The 18,487-nt window shown below is 66.9% G+C and carries 17 protein-coding genes; 7 read left to right on the plus strand and 10 right to left on the minus strand.

Going from position 1 to position 18,487, the window contains the following annotated elements:
* Positions 1–122 precede the first annotated feature (122 nt).
* From ACYQ2W_RS01670 to ACYQ2W_RS01680, 3 genes are all read right to left on the minus strand, one after another.
* Entirely contained in the window at positions 123–749 is a 627-nt protein-coding gene (locus ACYQ2W_RS01670) for a GAF domain-containing protein (RefSeq protein ID WP_459862768.1), read from the minus strand.
* A gap of 116 nt (positions 750–865) precedes the next feature.
* Positions 866–1,201, minus strand: coding sequence for a hypothetical protein (locus tag ACYQ2W_RS01675; protein ID WP_459862769.1), 336 nt, complete (start codon positions 1,199–1,201; stop codon positions 866–868).
* A gap of 53 nt (positions 1,202–1,254) precedes the next feature.
* Positions 1,255–2,283, minus strand: coding sequence for an Sfum_1244 family protein (locus ACYQ2W_RS01680; RefSeq protein ID WP_459862771.1), 1,029 nt, complete (start codon positions 2,281–2,283; stop codon positions 1,255–1,257).
* A 282-nt stretch (positions 2,284–2,565) separates the two neighbouring features.
* Between ACYQ2W_RS01680 and ACYQ2W_RS01685 the strand changes: the two genes are divergently transcribed.
* Both ACYQ2W_RS01685 and epmA read left to right on the plus strand, forming a co-directional pair.
* Complete coding sequence (locus ACYQ2W_RS01685) at positions 2,566–3,123, plus strand: hypothetical protein (RefSeq protein ID WP_459862773.1); 558 nt, start codon at positions 2,566–2,568, stop codon at positions 3,121–3,123.
* Between the two features lie 309 nt (positions 3,124–3,432).
* On the plus strand, positions 3,433–4,416 hold the full coding sequence (gene epmA / locus ACYQ2W_RS01690) for an EF-P lysine aminoacylase EpmA (RefSeq protein WP_459862775.1): 984 nt from the start codon (positions 3,433–3,435) through the stop codon (positions 4,414–4,416).
* 2 nt (positions 4,417–4,418) lie between these two features.
* Here the strand turns inward: epmA and ACYQ2W_RS01695 are convergent, their stop codons facing one another.
* The gene (locus ACYQ2W_RS01695) at positions 4,419–7,541 is read right to left on the minus strand and encodes a response regulator (protein ID WP_459862776.1); all 3,123 of its coding nucleotides are present in this window, start codon (positions 7,539–7,541) and stop codon (positions 4,419–4,421) included.
* Positions 7,542–7,545: 4 nt separating this feature from the next.
* Positions 7,546–8,154: a YfiR family protein gene (locus ACYQ2W_RS01700; RefSeq protein WP_459862777.1), complete on the minus strand. Its 609-nt coding sequence runs from the start codon at positions 8,152–8,154 to the stop codon at positions 7,546–7,548.
* Between the two features lie 487 nt (positions 8,155–8,641).
* On the opposite strand from ACYQ2W_RS01700, the gene ACYQ2W_RS01705 reads away from it, so the two are divergent.
* Both ACYQ2W_RS01705 and nfsB read left to right on the plus strand, forming a co-directional pair.
* Positions 8,642–9,118, plus strand: coding sequence for a DsrE family protein (locus ACYQ2W_RS01705; protein ID WP_459862836.1), 477 nt, complete (start codon positions 8,642–8,644; stop codon positions 9,116–9,118).
* A gap of 285 nt (positions 9,119–9,403) precedes the next feature.
* Positions 9,404–10,060 (plus strand): oxygen-insensitive NAD(P)H nitroreductase, encoded by a 657-nt coding sequence (nfsB, locus tag ACYQ2W_RS01710; protein ID WP_459862778.1) that lies wholly within the window; start codon positions 9,404–9,406, stop codon positions 10,058–10,060.
* Between the two features lie 110 nt (positions 10,061–10,170).
* Here nfsB and ACYQ2W_RS01715 read toward each other — a convergent pair whose 3' ends face one another.
* Entirely contained in the window at positions 10,171–10,482 is a 312-nt protein-coding gene (locus ACYQ2W_RS01715; RefSeq protein WP_459862780.1) for a winged helix-turn-helix domain-containing protein, read from the minus strand.
* A 412-nt stretch (positions 10,483–10,894) separates the two neighbouring features.
* Between ACYQ2W_RS01715 and mgtE the strand changes: the two genes are divergently transcribed.
* The 3 genes from mgtE to ACYQ2W_RS01730 all read left to right on the plus strand — a co-directional run bounded on the left by mgtE (position 10,895) and on the right by ACYQ2W_RS01730 (position 15,192).
* Positions 10,895–12,316 carry a magnesium transporter gene (mgtE, locus tag ACYQ2W_RS01720; RefSeq protein WP_459862782.1) on the plus strand — a complete coding sequence of 474 codons (1,422 nt, stop codon included), beginning with the start codon at positions 10,895–10,897 and terminating at the stop codon, positions 12,314–12,316.
* A 141-nt stretch (positions 12,317–12,457) separates the two neighbouring features.
* Positions 12,458–13,387, plus strand: coding sequence for an alpha/beta hydrolase (locus tag ACYQ2W_RS01725; protein WP_459862784.1), 930 nt, complete (start codon positions 12,458–12,460; stop codon positions 13,385–13,387).
* A gap of 158 nt (positions 13,388–13,545) precedes the next feature.
* Entirely contained in the window at positions 13,546–15,192 is a 1,647-nt protein-coding gene (locus ACYQ2W_RS01730; protein WP_459862786.1) for a methyl-accepting chemotaxis protein, read from the plus strand.
* A gap of 142 nt (positions 15,193–15,334) precedes the next feature.
* Here the strand turns inward: ACYQ2W_RS01730 and ACYQ2W_RS01735 are convergent, their stop codons facing one another.
* From ACYQ2W_RS01735 to ACYQ2W_RS01750, 4 genes are all read right to left on the minus strand, one after another.
* A complete protein-coding gene (locus ACYQ2W_RS01735) occupies positions 15,335–16,117 on the minus strand; it encodes a substrate-binding periplasmic protein (RefSeq protein WP_459862788.1) in 783 nt (260 codons plus the stop codon).
* A gap of 114 nt (positions 16,118–16,231) precedes the next feature.
* Complete coding sequence (locus ACYQ2W_RS01740; protein ID WP_459862790.1) at positions 16,232–16,528, minus strand: hypothetical protein; 297 nt, start codon at positions 16,526–16,528, stop codon at positions 16,232–16,234.
* A gap of 18 nt (positions 16,529–16,546) precedes the next feature.
* Entirely contained in the window at positions 16,547–16,708 is a 162-nt protein-coding gene (locus ACYQ2W_RS01745; RefSeq protein ID WP_459862792.1) for a hypothetical protein, read from the minus strand.
* Positions 16,709–16,749: 41 nt separating this feature from the next.
* On the minus strand, positions 16,750–18,435 hold the full coding sequence (locus ACYQ2W_RS01750; protein ID WP_459862794.1) for a CpXC domain-containing protein: 1,686 nt from the start codon (positions 18,433–18,435) through the stop codon (positions 16,750–16,752).
* Positions 18,436–18,487 lie beyond the last annotated feature (52 nt).

Genomic DNA, 18,487 nt, shown 5'->3' on the forward strand with positions numbered 1-18,487 from the left:
TCACCGAGGGTGGTTGTCAAGGGGAGTGGCGGCGTGGAAAAAATGAAGCATTTGCTAATGCACTGATGGACCTGCGGCGGCTTGCGGGGGGCGCCGTCGGCAGGCATTTTACACGGGGAAATTCAGTCGCTGATGATCGGGAACGGGACGCCGCTGAGACGCGCCTTGGCCTGCTCCAGCTCCTCGATCTTCTTCTCGGCGAGGATCAGGAAACGGCCCCACTCCTGGCGCATGAACAGGTTGTCGATGTTCTGCTGGAGCTGGACGGCGAACTTCTCCAGGGTCTCCCGGTCCTGTTCGCTGTAGTTGGCGCCCCAGCGCTTGTTGAGCACCTCGACCGCGCCGGTCACCTTGGTGCCGTCGGCGCTGAAGATCGGCACGCAGAGGATGTTGGAGGTGGTGAACTCGGTCTGCTTGTCCACCTTCTCGTGGACGCCGATCTTGTTGTCGAGCCCCATGCGCATGACCGGCTCGCGGCTGGCGATCACCTCGCCGACCAGCGAATCCTTGGTCGGCACCTCGATCTCCCGCTCGCCGACGCCGGTGCCGCACTGCACCCACACCGATTCGTTGGCCGGGTCGTGGATGAAGATCGAGCAGCGCTCGGTGTCGACCAGCCGTGGGATGATCTCGACGAAGAAGGCGAGCAGTCCCTTGTTGCCGGTGTTGCGCCACGCCTCGTCCACTTTCTTGTAGCGGGCGCGCAGCTCCTCCAGCTGTTTTTCGATGTTCTCGATGGTCTGCGCCATGGTGCCGAGGCTCCTTGTCGTTATCCGGGTTGCACATTTGCCGATTGCCGGGATGTTTCAGCGATTCCCAAAGGGTAATCCCCAATCACCCGAGCTACAAACCGTTGTCGGGTGTTTCAGCGCTTCGGCGACAGCAGATTGGGGGCGGCCGGATCGACGTGGCACAGCGTGTTGTCCATCGCCGGCAGCCCCTTGCCGAGGCCGTAGCGCAGCGGCAGCCGGCGGCGGTCGGGGGTGAGCATGGCGAAGATCACCCGCTCCATCCCTACCCCGCGGAAGATTCCCTCCACGGCAATGGAGAGGGGGTGGCTGAGGTCGCCCTCGCCCGAAAGATCGGCGGTAGGAATCCCGTGGCCGGTGACCGGGGGGCGTAGGAGCGGTCCCAGGCCGCGATGGTGCCCGGTCCGCCAGCCTCCGCCGCCAGCCTCCGCCAGCCGCGGAAGGTTCGGCACTTCGCACCATCGCGGCCTGGGGGCCGCTCCTACAGGGGGGGAGTGGGCATCGTCTAGCGGGTGAGTTCGTCGGTCAAGCATCCCGCGCTTTCCCAACCTTCCTCGGCGTGGATCGCCAGCATCCGCCGCGCCGCCTCCGTCCAGTGGGCCTCGCTCCCCTCCAGCGCCTTGGCGATGGCGGTGAGATCACCCCCCTCGGTGAAGCGCCGGTAGCCCTCCACGAGGCGGGGGTGGAGGGCCTTGCGCATGCCGCCGAGGTTGGCGAAGTAGAAGTGGATGGAGGCGATCGCTTCGTCCTCCAGCAGGCGGGGCAGGGTGGTGAGGCTGTCGGCCAGGTTGTCGCGCACGGCGCGGGCGATGATCTCGTTGCGGCTGGAGGCGATCGCCAGCAGCATCGCCTCCCATTCGGGGCCGAGCCGCCGTCCGGCCAGTCCCTCGCCCAGTTCGTGGGCGATGGCGTACTCCAGCTCCCGTTCGGTCATCTCCGCGAGGGCCCGCCGGGGATTTTCGTCGAATCGCGCGAAGGCCATGGCGCGGCGGATTGGGTGCTCCGCGCGGCCGCCGTTCTCCTCGATCTTCTCCCAGATGGCGCGGGCCAGGGAGGCGCGGCGGACGTAGATGGTCTCCCCCTGGAGCATCGCCGGCGGGGCGGCCAGGTCGCGGGCGTACTCCTCGCCGGCCACCCGCACCCGGAATCCGTCGATCCGCTCGCTGCGCTCCTGGCGGCCGAGGAAGAAGGAGGGCTTGGCGTGGCGGCCGAGGCCGGCGCTGTAGACCAGCCCGCGTTCGGCCAGCGCCTCGTTGATCGGTTCCGCCTCGAAGGGGTCGTAGGCGGTGCCGTCGATCTCGATGGGGGCGAAGTCGTTCTCCTCCACCGTCTCCCACAGCTGCTCCCGCTCGACGATCCAGTCGCCGATCTCCTCCTTCGGCAGCCGCTCGCCGAAGCCGAAGCCGCGCTCCCAGCGGAAAAACTCGCGCATCTTCAGCAGGTAGATGCACAGCGTGTCCTGGCGGCCGTAGCGGGCGTCGGAGATGTGGCAGTTGTGCTGCACCGCGGCGCGGATCGGTTCGAACTCGTTCATCGTGGAGGGCGCTTTTCTTTCTTCCAACGGTCGTTCGGGGTATCATGTCGATAAAGTTGACATGAACGGTTGGTAATTCCAACTTAGCATAGTCGCCGGCCCCCTGCCAACGGCGCGGAGGAGGGGGCATCGACGCTATAATTCCCGCTTGCCCTGCTGATTGAACCGCAGATTTCCGCAGATGAGCGCTCGGCCCGATCTGCGGAAATCTGCGTTGATCTGCGGTTGAGTCGCTTGAAGGGGTGAGCCGTTACCCCCGTTATTCAGTTTCCCGAGGTACCCATGCGCGTCAAATCCCGCTGGCACAAAAAGGACAAGGAGCGCGCGCCCAAGGAGACGGGCAGCACGCTGGCCTTCATCACCTGGAAGACCACCCTGAACTCCATGAACAACATGCAGGACTGGGGGTTCGAGATCGGCTCCATGGCCCATCACTTCCAGGTGGCCTACGAGTTCGCCGCGTTCCTGTTGCAGGCGGTGGACCGCTACGCCTACGGGCGGATGGACGAGGAGGAGCGGGGGGCGGTGGTCAATGCCACCGCCAGGCGGCTGGTCGAGATCATCGCCGAGAATCAGTACGAGATGCTGGGGCCGGGGGATTACGCCAATCAGCTGGTCGAGCATCTCAACGGCCGGTTGGCCGACTATGCCGACTTCACCTACACCGACGAGGGGCCCGGCTACAGCGCGCTGCGCTACTTCGCCGACCGGGTGGTGGCGGGACTGCCGGAGGAGAACCGCCGCTGGATCACCGAGCAGATCGTCGAGGTGGAGGCGCCGGATACGATCAAGAACCTGTTCAAGGGGTTGCGCGATCAGATTCCGGATGTGGAAGAGTAGGTGTCGGGTGTCGGGTGTCGGGTGTCAGGTCGGGAGGGGGTCGTGCTGAAGGGGGACGACTTCCCTCCTGGTGACGACGCTCTGCGTCGTCACCGGTGACGTTGGACGCTCTGCGTCCCGTTGCGGCGCGGCGGTGCCCCTTCGCGGCGCCGACGCGGAGCGTCCGGGGAGGCTCCTCTGCCGGCGTGTAGGACCGGGTTACCACGCGGAGCGTGGTAACCCGAGGTGGATTCGTTCGGCGCTGAATTGAGTTTTCTTTCGTTACCATTTTTCGGTCACCTGCCACCTGTTACCTGTCACGTTCTTCCGATGCCCTGGTCTCCCTCCGCTTCCCTCGAAACCCTCCGCCTGCGGGCCGACCTGCTCGCCCGCATCCGCGCCTTTTTTGCCTCGCGCGGGGTGCTGGAGGTGGAGACCCCGGCGCTCTCCCACGGGGCGACCGTGGATCCGGCCATCGACAGCTTCGCCGTCGACTACCACGGCCCCGGCGCCGGCCGGCTGTGGCTGCACACCTCGCCGGAGTTCCCCATGAAGCGGCTGCTCGCCGCCGGCAGCGGCGACATCTACCAGCTCTGCAAGGTGTTCCGCGACGGCGAGGCGGGACGCTTCCACAATCCGGAGTTCACCCTGCTGGAGTGGTACCGCCTCGGTTTCGACCACCATCGCCTGATGGACGAGGTGGAGGCGCTGCTGGCGGCGCTGTTTGCCGGCCGGCGGCGGCTCCCCGCGGCCCGCCGCTACCGCTACGGCGAGGCGTTCCAGGAGCATGCCGGGATCGATCCACACCGCGCTTCGGGCGAGGCGCTGGCCGCCTGCGCGGCCCGTTGCGGGGTGGTGGCACCCGATTCGCTGGGGCTGGCGGAGCGCGACGGCTGGCTGGATCTGCTCCTCACCCGGGTGGTGGAGCCGCGGCTGGAGCGGGATCGGCCGGTCTTCCTCTACGACTACCCCGCCTCCCGGGCGGCGCTGGCGCGGGTGCGGCCCGGGGGGGCGCCGGGGGAGCCGCCGGTGGCGGAGCGCTTCGAACTCTATCTGGACGGGGTCGAGCTGGCCAACGGCTTCCACGAGTTGGCCGACGGGGCGGAGCAGCGGCGCCGCTTCAGCGACGATCAGGCGCGCCGCCGCCGGGAGGGGCGGTCGGTGCCACCCATGGACGAGCGCTTCATCGCGGCCCTGGAAGCGGGCTTTCCCCCCTGCGCCGGGGTGGCGCTGGGGGTCGACCGGCTGGTGATGGCGGTGGCGGGTGCCGCGCGCATCGACGAGGTGGTCGCCTTTCCGGTGGATCGGGCGTAGCGCTATCCGCCGGTCACCTGCCGCAACCGCTCGATCTCCTCCATCACGCCGTCGACCCGCTGGGCGACGAGCGCCTCGTCGTCGACCGGCGGGTCGGCGACGCAGGCCTCTTCGAGCAGGCCGGCAGCGGCGTTGAGGGCGTTGGCGGCGCAGCTGCTGGCGCTGCCGCGCAGTTTGTGGGCGGCGTGGCGGAGGCGGCCGAGGTCGTTCTCCCGGTGGGCCTCGCGCAGGCTCTCCCCGGCGCCGGGGAGGGCGGCGAGGAGGTGGTCGAGGACGGTGGCGGCCAGCGCCTCGTCGCCGCCGGCGATGGCCACCGCGGCGTCGCGGTCGTAGGCCGGCAGTTCCCCCGGCGGCGGGGTGTCGTCGACGCTCGGGTGGGGGAGGGCGCCGCCGGCGTGAAGCCAGCGCTCCATCACCGAGTAGAGCTTCTCCGGGGTGAACGGCTTGGTCAGGCAGTCGCTCATGCCGGCGTCGAAGAACTCCTGGCGCTGGTTGGGGAAGGCGTGGGCGGTCAGCGCGATGATCGGCGGCAGCCCCCGCTCGCCGTTCTGCTCGCTCAGCCGGCGGGTGGTCTCGATGCCGCTCATGTCGGGCATCTGCACGTCCATCAGTACCAGGTCGATGCGCTGCTCGGCGAAACGCTGCAAGGCGCTGCGGCCGCTGTCGGCCTCCACCACCTCGGCGCCGCTCTGGCGCAGCAGGGTGGCGGCGAGCATCAGGTTGATCGGGTTGTCGTCCACCACCAGCACCCGCAGCCCCTCGAAGTGGTGTTCGGGGTGGGGCAGCGGGCGGCCGCTGCGTTCACCGGGCCCGCCGTCCCGCGCGCCCACCTCGAGAAGGTGTTCCAGCTCGGCGAGCAGGCTGCGGGCGGGCTCCACCTTGGTCAGCACCAGGCTCGCCCCCTGGCGTTGGAGGCGGCGGTGGATTTCGGGGTCGGTGCTGCCGACCAGGACGAGCAGCGGGGTGGCGGGGGCGGTGGGCAGCCGCTCCAGCAGCTCGGCGAAGGGGGCCTCTTCGCGCTCCTCGCGGTCGAGGCCGCAGAGGATCAGGTCCCAGGGGCCGGAGGCCGGATCGCCGTCATTGTCGGTGGTGCTCTCCGCGCCCCACGCCGCCAGCTCCTGGCAGAGCTGGCGGCGCGCGAGCGGGTGGCGCTCGTGGACCAGCACCCGCCGCCCGGCCAGCGGCAGTGCGCCGGCGGGGGCGCTGCCGGGCTCGGGGTCGAGGCGGATGCGCAGGGTGAAGCGGGTCCCTTCCCCCTCCTCGCTCTCCACCCGGATCTCGCCCTCCATCAGCTCCACCAGATGTTTGGCGATCACCAGGCCGAGGCCGGTGCCGCCGAAGCGGCGGGTGATCGAGCTGTCGGCCTGGCTGAAGGCCAGAAACAGCCGCTGCTGCTGCGGGCGGGAGATGCCGATGCCGGTGTCGGCGACGACGATCTGCAGGTCGATGCGAGCGTCATCCCCCACGCTCCCGTCGACCTCGAGCTGCACGCTGCCCGCCTCGGTGAATTTGACCGCGTTGCCGAGCAGGTTGAGCAGCACCTGACGGATGCGCACCGGGTCGCCCACCAGCCTGGCCGGCAGCGCCGGGTCGATCCGCTTGATCAGCTCCAGCCCCTTGCCGTAGGCCTGGGGGGCGAGGAGCATCAGCACGTCGTCGAACAGCTCGGTCAGCGCGAAGGGGATGTGCTCCAGGGTGAGCCGTTCGGACTCCAGTTTGGAGAAGTCGAGGATGTCGTCGATGATCGACAGCAGGTTCTTGGCCGAGACGCCGATGGTGCGCGCGTAGTTGGTCTGGGTCTCGTCAAGGCGGCTCTTGGCGAGCAGATCGGTGAAGCCGATGATGCCGTTCATCGGGGTGCGGATCTCGTGGCTCATGCTGGAGAGGAATTCGCTCTTCGCCCGGTTGGCCGCCTCGGCGTGCTCCTTGGCCCGCTCCAGGTCGAGCTGCACCCGCTTCAGGTCGGTGATGTCGGTGGCGATCTCCAGCCGCACCAGGCGTCCGTCGTCCCACGGGATGGCGCGGTCGCGCAGGGCGTACCAGCGCCCGCTGACGCTGTTCTGGAACTCCCAGGCGTAGACCCCACCGGGCTGGCCGTCGGTGTCGAGCAGGTGGTCGTTGGTGCAGAAGGGGCAGGGGCCGTTGCGGTAGGGGTGGAGCACCTGCCAGCAGATCTGCCCCTCCACCTCGCCGTGGAGCGCCTTGCCGGCGCGGTTGAGGAAGAGCAACTCGTGGCTCTCCATGTCGGCGACGTAGATCACCGCGTCCATCGAGTTGAGCACGGTGGAGAAGCGCGCGGTGGAGGCGGCCAGCTCGCCGGTGCGCTGCTCGACCAGCTCCTCCAGGTGGCGACGGTGGCCGTCCAGCTCCCGGTCGCGCTCCTGGATCTGGGCGAGCATGTGGTTGAAGCGGTCGATCAGCGCGCCCACCTCGTCGTCGCCGTTGCGCCGTGCGCGCAGCGAGAAGTCGGAGCGCTTCGCCACCGACTCCATGGTGGTGAGCAGCTCGAACACCGGCCCGGTGATGATCCGCTGCAGCCGCGAGGAGAGGAAGAAGGCGATCAGCAGCGAGAAGGCGAGCAGCAGCAGGGCGCTCACCAGGTAGCGTTCCAGGCGGTGGCTCAGCTCGCGGGTGTTGCCGATGATGTGGATGGTGCCGAGCGCACTGCGGTCGTCGAAGCGGATCGGCTGGACCAGATGCACATGCTGTTCGTCGGCCCAGGTGAAGTACTCGCCGGGATCGCCCCCGCGGGTGTAGCGCTGGAGCGCCTCGGCCGGGGCGGGATAGGCCTCGGGGGGGCGGGCGAGCGTGCTCCGGGGGGAGACGTAGCGGGCGAAGGGGGTGCCGTCGCGGGTACGGATCAGGGCGGCGTCCACCTGGGGCTCGGTCTTCAGGGTGGCGAGCACCTCGGTGGCCGATTCGGGGTCCTTGAAGTGGAGCGCGGCGGTGCTGTTGGCGCCGAGGATGGCGGCGGTGGAGTGGAGCCGCTCCTCCAGGGTGGTGCGCGAGGAGATCACCTCGTTGGTGATGTAGACCGCGGCATCGAGGGCGAGCACGATGCCGGCGGTGAGCAGGATGATGGCGGTCAGTTTGTGGGTGATGGAGAGATTGCGCGACGGCCGCATGGGGTCACTCCGGGAGGTCGGCGGGGTCGACGATCCTGGCCAGATTGAGCAGGCGGGAGCTGATCCGCAGGCCTGCGGCACGGGCGGCGTGCAGGTTGACCGCGAAGCGGATCTTCTTCTCCTCGTGGAACAGGCTGATCACCCCGCCGCGCTCGGCGAAGTGGGGGATGTCGCTGATGGTGAGCATGGGACGGTCGCCGACGGCCTGCAGGCGCTGTTGCAGGCGTGGCTGTTCGGAGACGCCGACGAAGAGGATGTCGCACTCGTCGCTCGGTTCGTCGTCGGGCAGCGGCAGGATCTCCACGTCCGCCCCATGCACCCGCTCGCCCTGCAGCCGACGCAGGGAGGAGAAGATCTCGTCGTGGCCGATCAGGCAGAGGTGCAGGGTACCGCTACGGGTGGAGCGTTCGGGCCAATGGACGTATTTGGCGAAGTTGTAGACGAAGGCCGCCTTCAGCAGATTGGCCTCGTCCGAGGGATCCGCCGCCCTTGCCGGCAGCGGTGTGGCCAGCGGCGGCCAGGCGACGAGCAGGAGCAGGGCCGGGATCAGAATTCCACTGTGCCTCCGCCACGCTTCGGGGAAGCGCGCGCGAAGCTCCCGCGTCCTGCTCACACCCCTCCCCTTCGTCCCGCCAGGGGACGACGCCGCGGAAGCCCCGCCGGCAGTTCGCCCGCAAGGCACTGCCGTTGCCGGTATTCAGGCGCGGGCATATTCGGTGCGGGCGTGCTGGGCAAGGGGCGTCAACTCCATGCTGATTCGCGGACGGGTCGGGTTCTCGGGGCGGCCAGCATAACCCACCGCAGGGCGGAGTCTAAAGGAAAGATCGGGCGCGGTTAGAGCGGGCTTGGAAGGGGGTAAAAGGGCGGAAAAAAGGGGGTGGTTTTCCTGTCTTTTTTTGCGCGGAGAGCGGTTTGCGGGAGACTCTCCCGCCCCGATTTCCACCGAGGCACCCGAAGACGACCAAGGGTTTTTACCTCTATCCCGCAATTCCTCGCTGTTTCACACTGCAACGGGAACGACGGATCGCCCCCACCGTCCTTCCCGGGCCGGTGGGTGGCGGTGAGAACGACAACCGATAGCCCCTTTGGAGGTGGAGATGATGAAGAACCGAGCGATCGCGCTGCTGGCGCTGCTGTTCACCCTGGTCGGTTTCGCCATGCCGGCGGCGGCCGGCGACTACGGCAAGCAGAAGGTGGTCTACCACATCAACTACGACGACCCCCAGCGCCAGGCCGGCGCCCTGCGCAACATCCAGAACCACGTCAACGCGGTGGGCGCTGCCAATCTCGACCTGCGGGTGGTGCTCCACGGCAATGGCCTGACCCTGCTGCTCGACCCCGACGCGGTGGGCAATACCAAGCTGAAGCGGGGCAACGCCAACGAGACCATGCAGGCGAAGATCTCCGGGCTGAAGCAGCAGGGGGTGAAGTTCAAGATCTGCGCGAATACCCTGCGTGGCAAGCACGTGGATCTGGAGAACGATCTCTATGACGCCAGCCAGGAGGACGTGGTGCCGAGCGGCGTCGCCGAGCTGGCCCACCTCCAGCAGCAGGGCTTCGCCTACATCCGTCCCTGACCTCCCCGTCCCTACCGCGGAGAACGCCCCCTGATCGTGAGGGGGGCGGTCCCGCGTCTCCGAGGCCGGATGAAGGCGGTTCCCCCCGCGGTCGGGCCCATCCTCCTGCGGAGGCGTGTTCACTCCACCGCGCCACACCACGCTTCCGGAAACCGCCTCCGTTCGCGCACCGCCGGGTCGAGTTGACGGCAATCGGCCAGAACCGCGTCATCCCGCAAGGGCTTTTTCAAACGAGGTGGAATGCGGCATGATCTCGGCGTCCAACGGCCACCCGAGGAATACGCCATGAAGATCACCGACTACGCGAAGCGCCGCTACACCACCAAGGCCTTCGACCCCTCCCGCAAGATCGCCCCGGAGATCGTCGAGGAGCTGCTCACGCTGCTGCGCTACACCCCCTCTTCCACCAACTCGCAGCCCTGGCATTTCCTGCTCGTCGAGAGCGAGGAGGCGAAGCAGCGCGTCGCCAAGGCGACCAGCGGCCCCTACGCGTTCAATCTGCCGCGGGTGACCGACGCCTCCCACATCGTGGTGCTCTGCGCCAAGGTGGGTCTCGACGAGGAGCACCTGCGCAACCTGCTGGAGCAGGAGGCGCGGGACGGACGCTTCCCCGGCGTGCAGGTCAAGCCGGGGGTGGAGGACGGGGGGCGGCGCTACTTCACCGACCTGCACCGCTTCGTCTACAAGGACCTGCAGCACTGGATGGAGAAGCAGCTCTACATCGCCCTCGGCTTCCTGCTCCTCGGGGCGGCGAGCCTGGAGGTGGACGCCTGCCCCATCGAGGGCTTCGACGCCCGCGTGCTCGACGAGGCGTTCGATCTGCACCGCCAGGGGTTGACCGGCGTGGTGATGGTCTCGCTGGGCTACCGTTCCGCCGACGATCCCAATGCCAGGTTGCCCAAGTCGCGGTTGGCGGAGGAGGCGGTCATCACCCGCCTCTGACGTACGCGGTGCGACCCCTCGGGATAGAGGCAACGGCGCACCTCCAGCGGCCGGCGGCGCCGCGGCAGCCGTCATCTGAGGTGTGTGACGGCAGAGGCGGTCGCCATGAGTCAGCCGAGATCGAGCTGATAGCCGATGCCGTAGACCGCCCGGATCGGGTCGCGGTCGCCGACCAGCGGGCGGAGCTTGCGGCGCAGGTTCTTCACGTGGGCGTCCAGCGTGCGGGGACCGACGACGCGGTGGTCTGCATACAGCAACCCGAGCAGGTGGGGGCGCGATTGGGGGCGCCCCGACTCCGCGGCGAGCGTGCTCAGCAGGCGGTATTCGGTGGGGGTGAGTTCGAGCGGCTGGCCGTTGAACCTCGCCTGGTACTGTCGTCGGTCCAGTTGCAGGCCGTTGGTAGCGGAAGGTGACGATGTCATGTGGTGGTATCTCCACGAACCGCCATGGCATCCATCCGGGGCGGGGGGTATGCCCCGCTTTCCCGAGAGGGTGAGGCCGGTTGCGGTTATTGGGGTTGTTCGAATATCGGTCTACCGGATGCAGTACGGGTGCCAAACATGATTTTTATATTGAATACAATTGATTATCGATTTTCAGGGAAACGCTCCGATCGTTTTCCATGAGTGTTATAGGCGCCTATAGGAAAATCTATAGGCGTTATAGGCGTATATCCCTTATTGCGACCGGCCGCCGTGTGTCCACCCTCTGTGCGACGCTCATCGGCGGCGGCCGGTGCATAGAAGCTGTCACGGCTTTGTGGAAGAATGGCGCCCGCCCCGTGCCGTTTCCCCAACCCCGTTACCCGCCCCGATAGCCGACAGGTGCCGCCCCGTGTCCTCCGAGCGCTTCGAACACATCCTGCGTCAGGTCAACGAGTTGCTCGACAAGCAGGAGCTGGAGCAGGAGCTGGTCCACCATCAGCAGGGGCCGCAGCAGGCGGTGGTGGAGAATCTGGTGGCGCGTCAGCACCAGGCGAAGCTCGATGCCCGGCTGAGCGATCTCCATGTCGCCGACGTGGCGCGGGTGATGGAGATGCTGCCGCTGGAGCGGCGGCGGCGGGTGTGGCGGCGGGTGTGGTCGCGGATGGGCGGTGACCTGCTGCTCGAGCTGGGCGACTCGGTGCGCCGCCAGGTGATCGAGGAGTGCGACGAGGACACCCTCTCGGCGGTGCTCGCCCAGCTCGATGGGGACGACCTGGTCTACCTCGCCGCCGATCTGCCGCCGGCGCTGCTGGAGCGGCGCCTCGCCACCCTCTCCGCCGACGAGCGGGTGTGGCTCGCCGCCGGGCGCAACTACCCGGAGGACAGCGTCGGCTTCCTGATGACCAACGAGATGGTGGTGGTGCGCGAGGAGCAGCGCCTCGGCGAGGTGCTGGAGGGGCTGCGCGGGCGCGCCGAGCTGCCCGAGCAGAACGACAAGCTGATGGTGGTCGACCGCCGCGGCCACCTGAGTGGCGTCCTCCCCTGGCAGACCCTGCTGCTCACCCCGCCGGAGCGCGCCGTGGGGGCGTGCATGGCCCGCGACGTGGTCACCTTCCACCCCGAGGAGGGGGCGGGCAAGGCGGCCCAGGCCTTCGACCGCTACGACCTGATCTCCGCCCCGGTGGTCAACGACCGCGGCAAGCCGATCGGCCGGCTCACCATCGACGTGGTGATGGAATTCGTCAGCGACCGCGCCGCCGAGGACGCCCTGCGCCCGAGCGGTGTGCGCGAGGAGGAGGATCTCTTCGCGCCGATCTGGAACAGCGCCCGCAACCGCTGGGCGTGGATCTCGCTCAGCCTGCTCACTGCCTTCTTCTCCGCCAAGGTGATCGGCCTGTTCGAGGAGGCGATCGCCCACGTGGTGGCGCTGGCCGCGCTGATGCCGATCGTCACCGCGGTGGGCGGCAACACCGGCAACCAGACCACCGCCCTGGTGCTGCGCGGACTGGCCCTCGAACAGGTGCACCGCGACAACCTCGGCCACCTGGTGCGCAAGGAGCTCGGCCTCAGCCTGGTCAGCGGCGGGGTGTGGGGGAGCGTGGTGGGGCTGTTCGCGCTGCTCTCCTATGGCGACATCCATCTCGCCGGGGTGATCGGCGTGTCGATGGTCTTCACCCTGCTCGTCTCCGTGCTGCTGGCGCTGGGCATCCCGCTGGGGCTCCACGCCATGGGGCGCGACCCGGCGCTCGGCTCCAGCGTGCTGGTCACCGCGCTCACCGATGCCATCGGCTTCTTCATCTTCCTCGGGCTGGCGACGATCTGGCTGTTGTGACGTCGGGCCACCGGAGCTGAAGAGTTCCGATCGTTCCCCTTCGTGCCCTTCGTGGTAAATAACACCGTCCGGCCGAAGTGCCGTCGCGAACGGCCATGGATATGGGTTGGATACCAGTACCAGCGAAAAGAGGAGAAATGCATGCGACTTGGAATCTATATCGGCTGCCTGATCCTGAGCCTGTCGTTCACCGCCCGTTCGGCGTATGCCGATGAGGTTACGCTGCCGTACGGAAGCCTCACGCTCAACGGCAATCTGGAGCTGGCCGAAGGCAAGACGCTCGCCGACGGGGTGATCTTGATCACCCACGGCGGGCTGATGTACCGCGGCATGGAGCTCTACGTCTACCTCCAGCGGCTGTTCAAGGGGCTCGGCTACAGCACGCTGGCGATCAATCTCAGCCTGGGCGTCGACGACCGCCACGGCCGCTACGACTGCAAGGCGACCCACCGCCACCGCTATACCGACGCGCCCGGCGAGATCGGCGCCTGGGTCGGCTGGCTGAAGGCCGAGGGCGCACGGGCAGTGGTTCTGCTCGGCCACTCGCGGGGCGGGGCGGAGACGGCGCTGTTCGCCGCCGAGCATGACGACCCGGTGATCCGCTCGGTGGTTCTGCTGGCGCCGGATACCCGCGAGACCAACGATGCCGCCGCCTATGAGAAGCGCTACCACAAGCCGCTGGAGCCGCTGCTGGAGCGGGCCCGCGAGCTGATCGAGGAGGGCAGGGGCGACACGGTGCTGCAGCCCATCGACTTCCTCTACTGCGCCGATACCTCGGCGACGGCGGATTGCTTCGTCTCCTACTACGGCGCCGATCCCCGCCTGGATACCGCCTATCTGATTCCGCAGATCACCAAGCCGTTGCTGGTGCTGCTCGCGGGGGACGACGAGATCGTCGTCAATGATCAGAAGTTCCCGCCGCTCGCCGAGCGTGAAAACGTCGAGGTGAAGTGGGTCGAAGGCGCCGGACACTTCTTCCGCGATCTCAATGCCGACGACGCGGTCGAGGCGATCGATGCCTTTCTGAGAAAGGGGCAAGAGAGGAACTCGTTACGCCCCATTGACCACTGACGAGGACGGCCGCCGAAGGGGGGCGGATGGTCTGCAAGGGGCCTATTGAGTGGCGCGCCCGGCGGGCGGATACTTGCCTGCGGCAAGCGCCTCCACGGGACCGGAGGCGGTCGGTCGATCCCATTTCGGGGTGCCCGCCCCAACGGATTAGCAGTGTCATGATCAACAGCAGTATCGTCGTCAAGACCGCGCTCGTCGTCGGCGTCATCCTCGCCTTGTCGCTGGGCGCCACCGGGGCGTGGCTGTTCCAGTCGGAAAAGCAGATCGTCGGAGCGATCAAGGAGCGTCACCGCAGTGACGTGATGGCCGCGGTGGAGAGCCTGGAGCAGGCCCAGCGCGAGGCGCTGGAGCGCAACATGGGGTTCGTCTCCCGTCTCATCGGGCAGATCGCCGAGCAGTACCTCTACGACGTCAACTGGGAGGGGCTGGAGCCGGTGCTGCGCTCGTTCATGGACTATCCGGAACTGCTGGCGATCGATGTCGACGAGCCCGGTGGCAAGCCGTTCGCTTCGCTGTGGCGCGAGGGGGGCGGGCTGCGCTTCGCCCGGGACCTGCCCGCCGGCGTCGTCGGCGGGGAAGGGAGTCAGTCGGTGACGGTGGCCCGCGGCAAGGAGACGCTGGGGACGGTGCGCATCCACTACAGCGATCGGGCGATCGCCGAGAAGAGTGCGCAGCTGAAGGCGGCGCGGCTGAGCGAACTGAGCGGCTACGAGGCCGGGGTGGATGGGGAGCTGACCGATTCCAGTCGCGGGCAGATGGCCGGTTTCGTGATGGTCACCGTGCTCCTGGTGGTGAGTGTGGTGGTGCTCCTGCGGACCATGCTGCGCGCCCCCCTGGAGCGCTTCATGCGGGAGTTGGAGGGGGTCGGCTCCGATCTCACCCGGCGTCTCTCGGTGAGCGGCAGCGACGAGGTGGGGCGCATCGCCGGCAACGTCAACGGCTTCATCGGCGAACTGCAAGGGGTGGTCTCCGAGGTCAAGTGCGGCTCCGAGGAGGTGGCCACCGGAAACCTCCAGCTCGCCGCCAACGTGCAGCAACTGCTGGTCAGCTTCGAGCAGGGGCACGCGCAGATCCGCCAACTGGTGGAGGCGATGGGGAAGATGGACCGCCTGGCGGAGCAGGTCTCGACCGGCGTCGACGAGGTGGTGGCGACCACCGGCGAGGCCCACGCCCGCACCGATGGCGGTCGGGTCAAGCTGGTCGAGGCGGTCAACGGCATGGCGGCGATCGAGTCCGGGGTGGCCAAGCTCGGCGCGACCATCGAGCGGGTCGCCCACTCCTCCGGCCGGATCGGCTCGATCCTGGTGGCGATCAACGAGCTGACCGAGCAGACCAATCTGCTCGCCCTCAACGCCGCGATCGAGGCGGCGCGCGCCGGCGAGGCGGGCCGCGGCTTCGCGGTGGTGGCCGGCGAGGTACGCACCCTGGCCGAGCGGACGCGCGCCTCCACCGCCGAGATCCGCGGCATCATCGAGGGATTGAACAGCGAGACCGAGACCCTGGGGAGCGACATGCAGGCGGCCGAGGGGAGTATCGCCCGCGGCGTCGCGGCGATCCGCGCCGCGGACGCGACCTTCGGGGAGATCTTCTCGGCGGTGCAGGCGATCGACGATGCGAACACCCACATCGGCCGGGCGGCGGCCGATCAGGCCGCCGAGTCGGCGCGGGTCTACACCAGCGCGCAGCATCTCGCCCGGGGGTTGACCGAGAGCGGGGCCGCGGTCACCCAGGTGCGCGCGACCCTCGACAATCAGGACCAGCGGGTCGAGGGGCTGCGCGCCCAGGTGGCGCAGTTCCGGGTGTAGGTCGGCGCTACCGCGCCGACGTGAGCGAAAGCAGCGGGCTTGCGGCCATGAGGGCCCGTCCGAACAGAACACCCCGTTCGGACGGGCCGGCGGAGACGACGCCCCAGTTCGCGGCGGCCCGGGGGGCCGCCGGGCGGGGCGGTCACTGCCAGTCGCTGAGACCGTACTTGGCGAGGATCTGTTGCAGTTCGCCGCTGGCGCGCATCGCGGCCACCCCCGTGGCGAGCAGCTCGGCGTACTCGCCGGCCTTCGGCGCCTTCGGCGAGAAGGCGATGTAGATCGGGTCCGGCGAGTCGTCGGCGCCAGCCAGGTGGATCGAGTCGTTCAGGCCGAGGCGGGTGAGGGTGTAGGTGAGCACGTATTGGCCGTCCACCACCGTATCCAGCCGCCCCTTCTGCAGCTTGCGCAGGTTGACCTCCAGGGCGTTGTCGCCGGAGGCGATCTGCACCCGCTCGGCGTCGTTCTTGTGCGCCTCCACGTAGCCGTCCACCGCGTCGTTGTAGGAGTAGTCGCGGACCACCCCGAGCTTGCGGTTCTCCAGCGAGGCGATGCCGGTGTAGCTCCACGGGTCGTCTTTGCGCGCGACGAAGGCGTTGACGCTCTTGCCCAGCACCTCGGCCGGGAAGACGAAGTCCTCCGCGTCGCCGCGTGCCGCACCGACGATGGCGGTGTACTTGCCGGCGCGCGTCTCCTCGATCGCCCGCGCCCAGTTGAGCAACTGATAGTCGACCTGGTGACCGGCCCCCTCGAAGACCCGCTTGGCGATCTCCACCAGATAGCCCGGCTTGTCACTGTCCGGCGCGCAGTTGTAGGGGCACCACTCGTCCGCGCGCAGGGTGATGAGGTCGGCGCTCGCCGGTGCGCTTGCGCCGGCGGCGAGACCGACCAGCAGCAGACCCAGGGTTTGGCGGAAACGGCTCTTCATGTTGGCGGCTCCATACGGGGGTAAAAGGTGGGCAAGTATAGGGTCCGGTGGGCGGTCGATGGCAAGGGGGATCTGCCGGGCGCCGCTCCCTCGTGCGGTCTCGGCTGCAGGCGGCTACTCCGCCGCGGTCGCCGGCTCGCGCGGGTAGCCGAGCAGTGCCCGGTCGGCGGGGTCCGGCGGCTGGCCGCGGTAGCGTTCGGCGGCGCGGGTCATCCGCTGGAGGCGCAGGATGTACCAGCCCCAGCGCAGCTGGGCGATGGCGAACTCGACGCCGCGGCGCAGGTAGAAGGGGAGGGCCGCCTCGCGTTCGTCCCGGCGCTTGATGCGGAACAGCCCCGTATCGAAGGGGTGGACCTTTTCGATGCCGTAGATGGCGCCCACCCCGAGGATGAATTCGGCCAGCGCGTCCATGTCGCCGCCGAGGGTAGCCTAGTGGCGCAGCATGCGCGCGACGTGTTCGGTGCTGTAGAAGACCTTCCAGGTCTCGGCGAACAGCGCCTCCAGTTCGGCGCCGCTCATGGTCGGGTGGGGCGTGGTGGTGAGGTGTCTGCATGGGGTCGCGTTGTCGGCATCTACGATAGGATGACCCATGGGGCGAGATCCCCTCGACGCGCCCGGCGCTCATCATTTCGCTAGTCCCGCTCCTCCCCTCGCCCACCGATATTGTCAACGAACCACTTTTGTACGAAGTCCGGCAAAAACGAAATATCTGCATCCAGATCGTGGTAGGCCGCGTAAAGCTCCGCGAAAAACTCGGCCGGCGACATGGCGGCATAGGCGTCAGGCAGTTTGCCAAGCAGGGTGATCGTATCGGAGTTAACCACCATCAGGGTTTTGTAGTAGAAATTGAACGAAAAAGCCCTGTTCCCGTGTTGATACCAGTGCGCATGGTTTTCCCACCAGTACCTTCCGTCTTTGATGCTGCCTTCGAAAGCCCGGCGAGGACCGAAATCCGCGGTGTTCCAGATGTGATCTTCAGGGAGGACGATCGGGTTTCCATTCCACTTGCCATCACCCAATCCGTATCGAATGATCCTGCGTACAAGTTGTTGGTCTGATGGGCTGAGCGATCCCCATCCACCCATTAGACCGACCCATTCGTCTATGCCCGAGTTGCTCTTGTCAAAGACCTGCCAGCCGAATTGGGACTTAAGAAAGTCATCTATCAGCTCACCCCGTTGGTCATGAACTGCGTGGCCTACCTCATGTCGTACGACCTTGTCGAATTCTTCCCCGCGAGGAAGTTCGCTTTCCCCAATGCCGATCTCATGGGTGCGCGGGTCGTACCACCCCCCGGATTTTTGATTGTCCACCAGTATCTCGGCAATTGAGGTGTTTCCTTCCACATTGGAATCCGGCAGGTCCTTTAACAGATCCCATAGCGTATCGATGTCGTCGGGGTCGTCGTTACTCGCCCAGTCGTCTTCAAGCTGGAATTTGAAGCGAATCTCGAACAAGGCGTCCTCGATATCAGAGCGGGCTTTTCCTTTCGCATATCGCTGCACTATTCGTAGTTGACGCTTCGCCCGGCTGGGAAGTTGATTGCCGCGCGGCAGATATTTTAGAGCTAGTTGAAAATCGCGGCTTGCGAAGTCGATCTGCCCGCCTGCTTCGAGTTTTTCGGCGAATGAGTCAAGAAGCTGCAAGGCGCGGGTTGCGGGCGCCCAGCGACGGAAATTGACCCAATAATCGCCGCTTTCCGGCAAGGTAAACAGGTTGTCGCTGTGTCGCGTGTCCGCCCAGCTCTTCGCCGTGTCGATATCGATGTCCGTGACGCTTTCCCAGCGAAGGCGTGCGAAAAAACGGGAGTCGTCGTGGTCAAACACGGCAACGAAACCAATCTCGTCCTCGTTGGCGTAGTCAACGAACAGATTCATTCGAGGTCGTTGCAGAAGAAATGGATGGTCATTCAGCACCAGAACCTTGAGGTACTCGGTGTACGCATCATCCAGCCCGGCGTCTTGGAGTATCAGCTTCTCTCGAAGTTCGTCCAAACCGAAAACTACCCGTGGATTCACTCCCGAGTCGAGGGTTCCCTTGGGGAACAGATCCAAACCCGCTTGCAGTCGTGTGGACCAGTATTTCCATCGATATCGTTCGTGTCTGGGCAGGACATACATCACACTCTTGCGCGGCTGGTCCATGTAGAAGAACGGTCGAACGCTGCGATGGCGTGACTCATCGCTACGCTGAAACGTACCTTCGATGATCTGCTGCCGTGCCTGTGGCGTGCGCTCCACATTTAGATTTCGCGCCAAGTATTCTTGATAGATCGTGCCGGACTTGTCGGTCACGGAAAATCGACGAAATACGGACATGAGGTACTCCTTTCCGGAATCTCTAAATTACGCTATACGGACCATGACTCGA

This window comes from Endothiovibrio diazotrophicus (genome assembly GCF_054657215.1).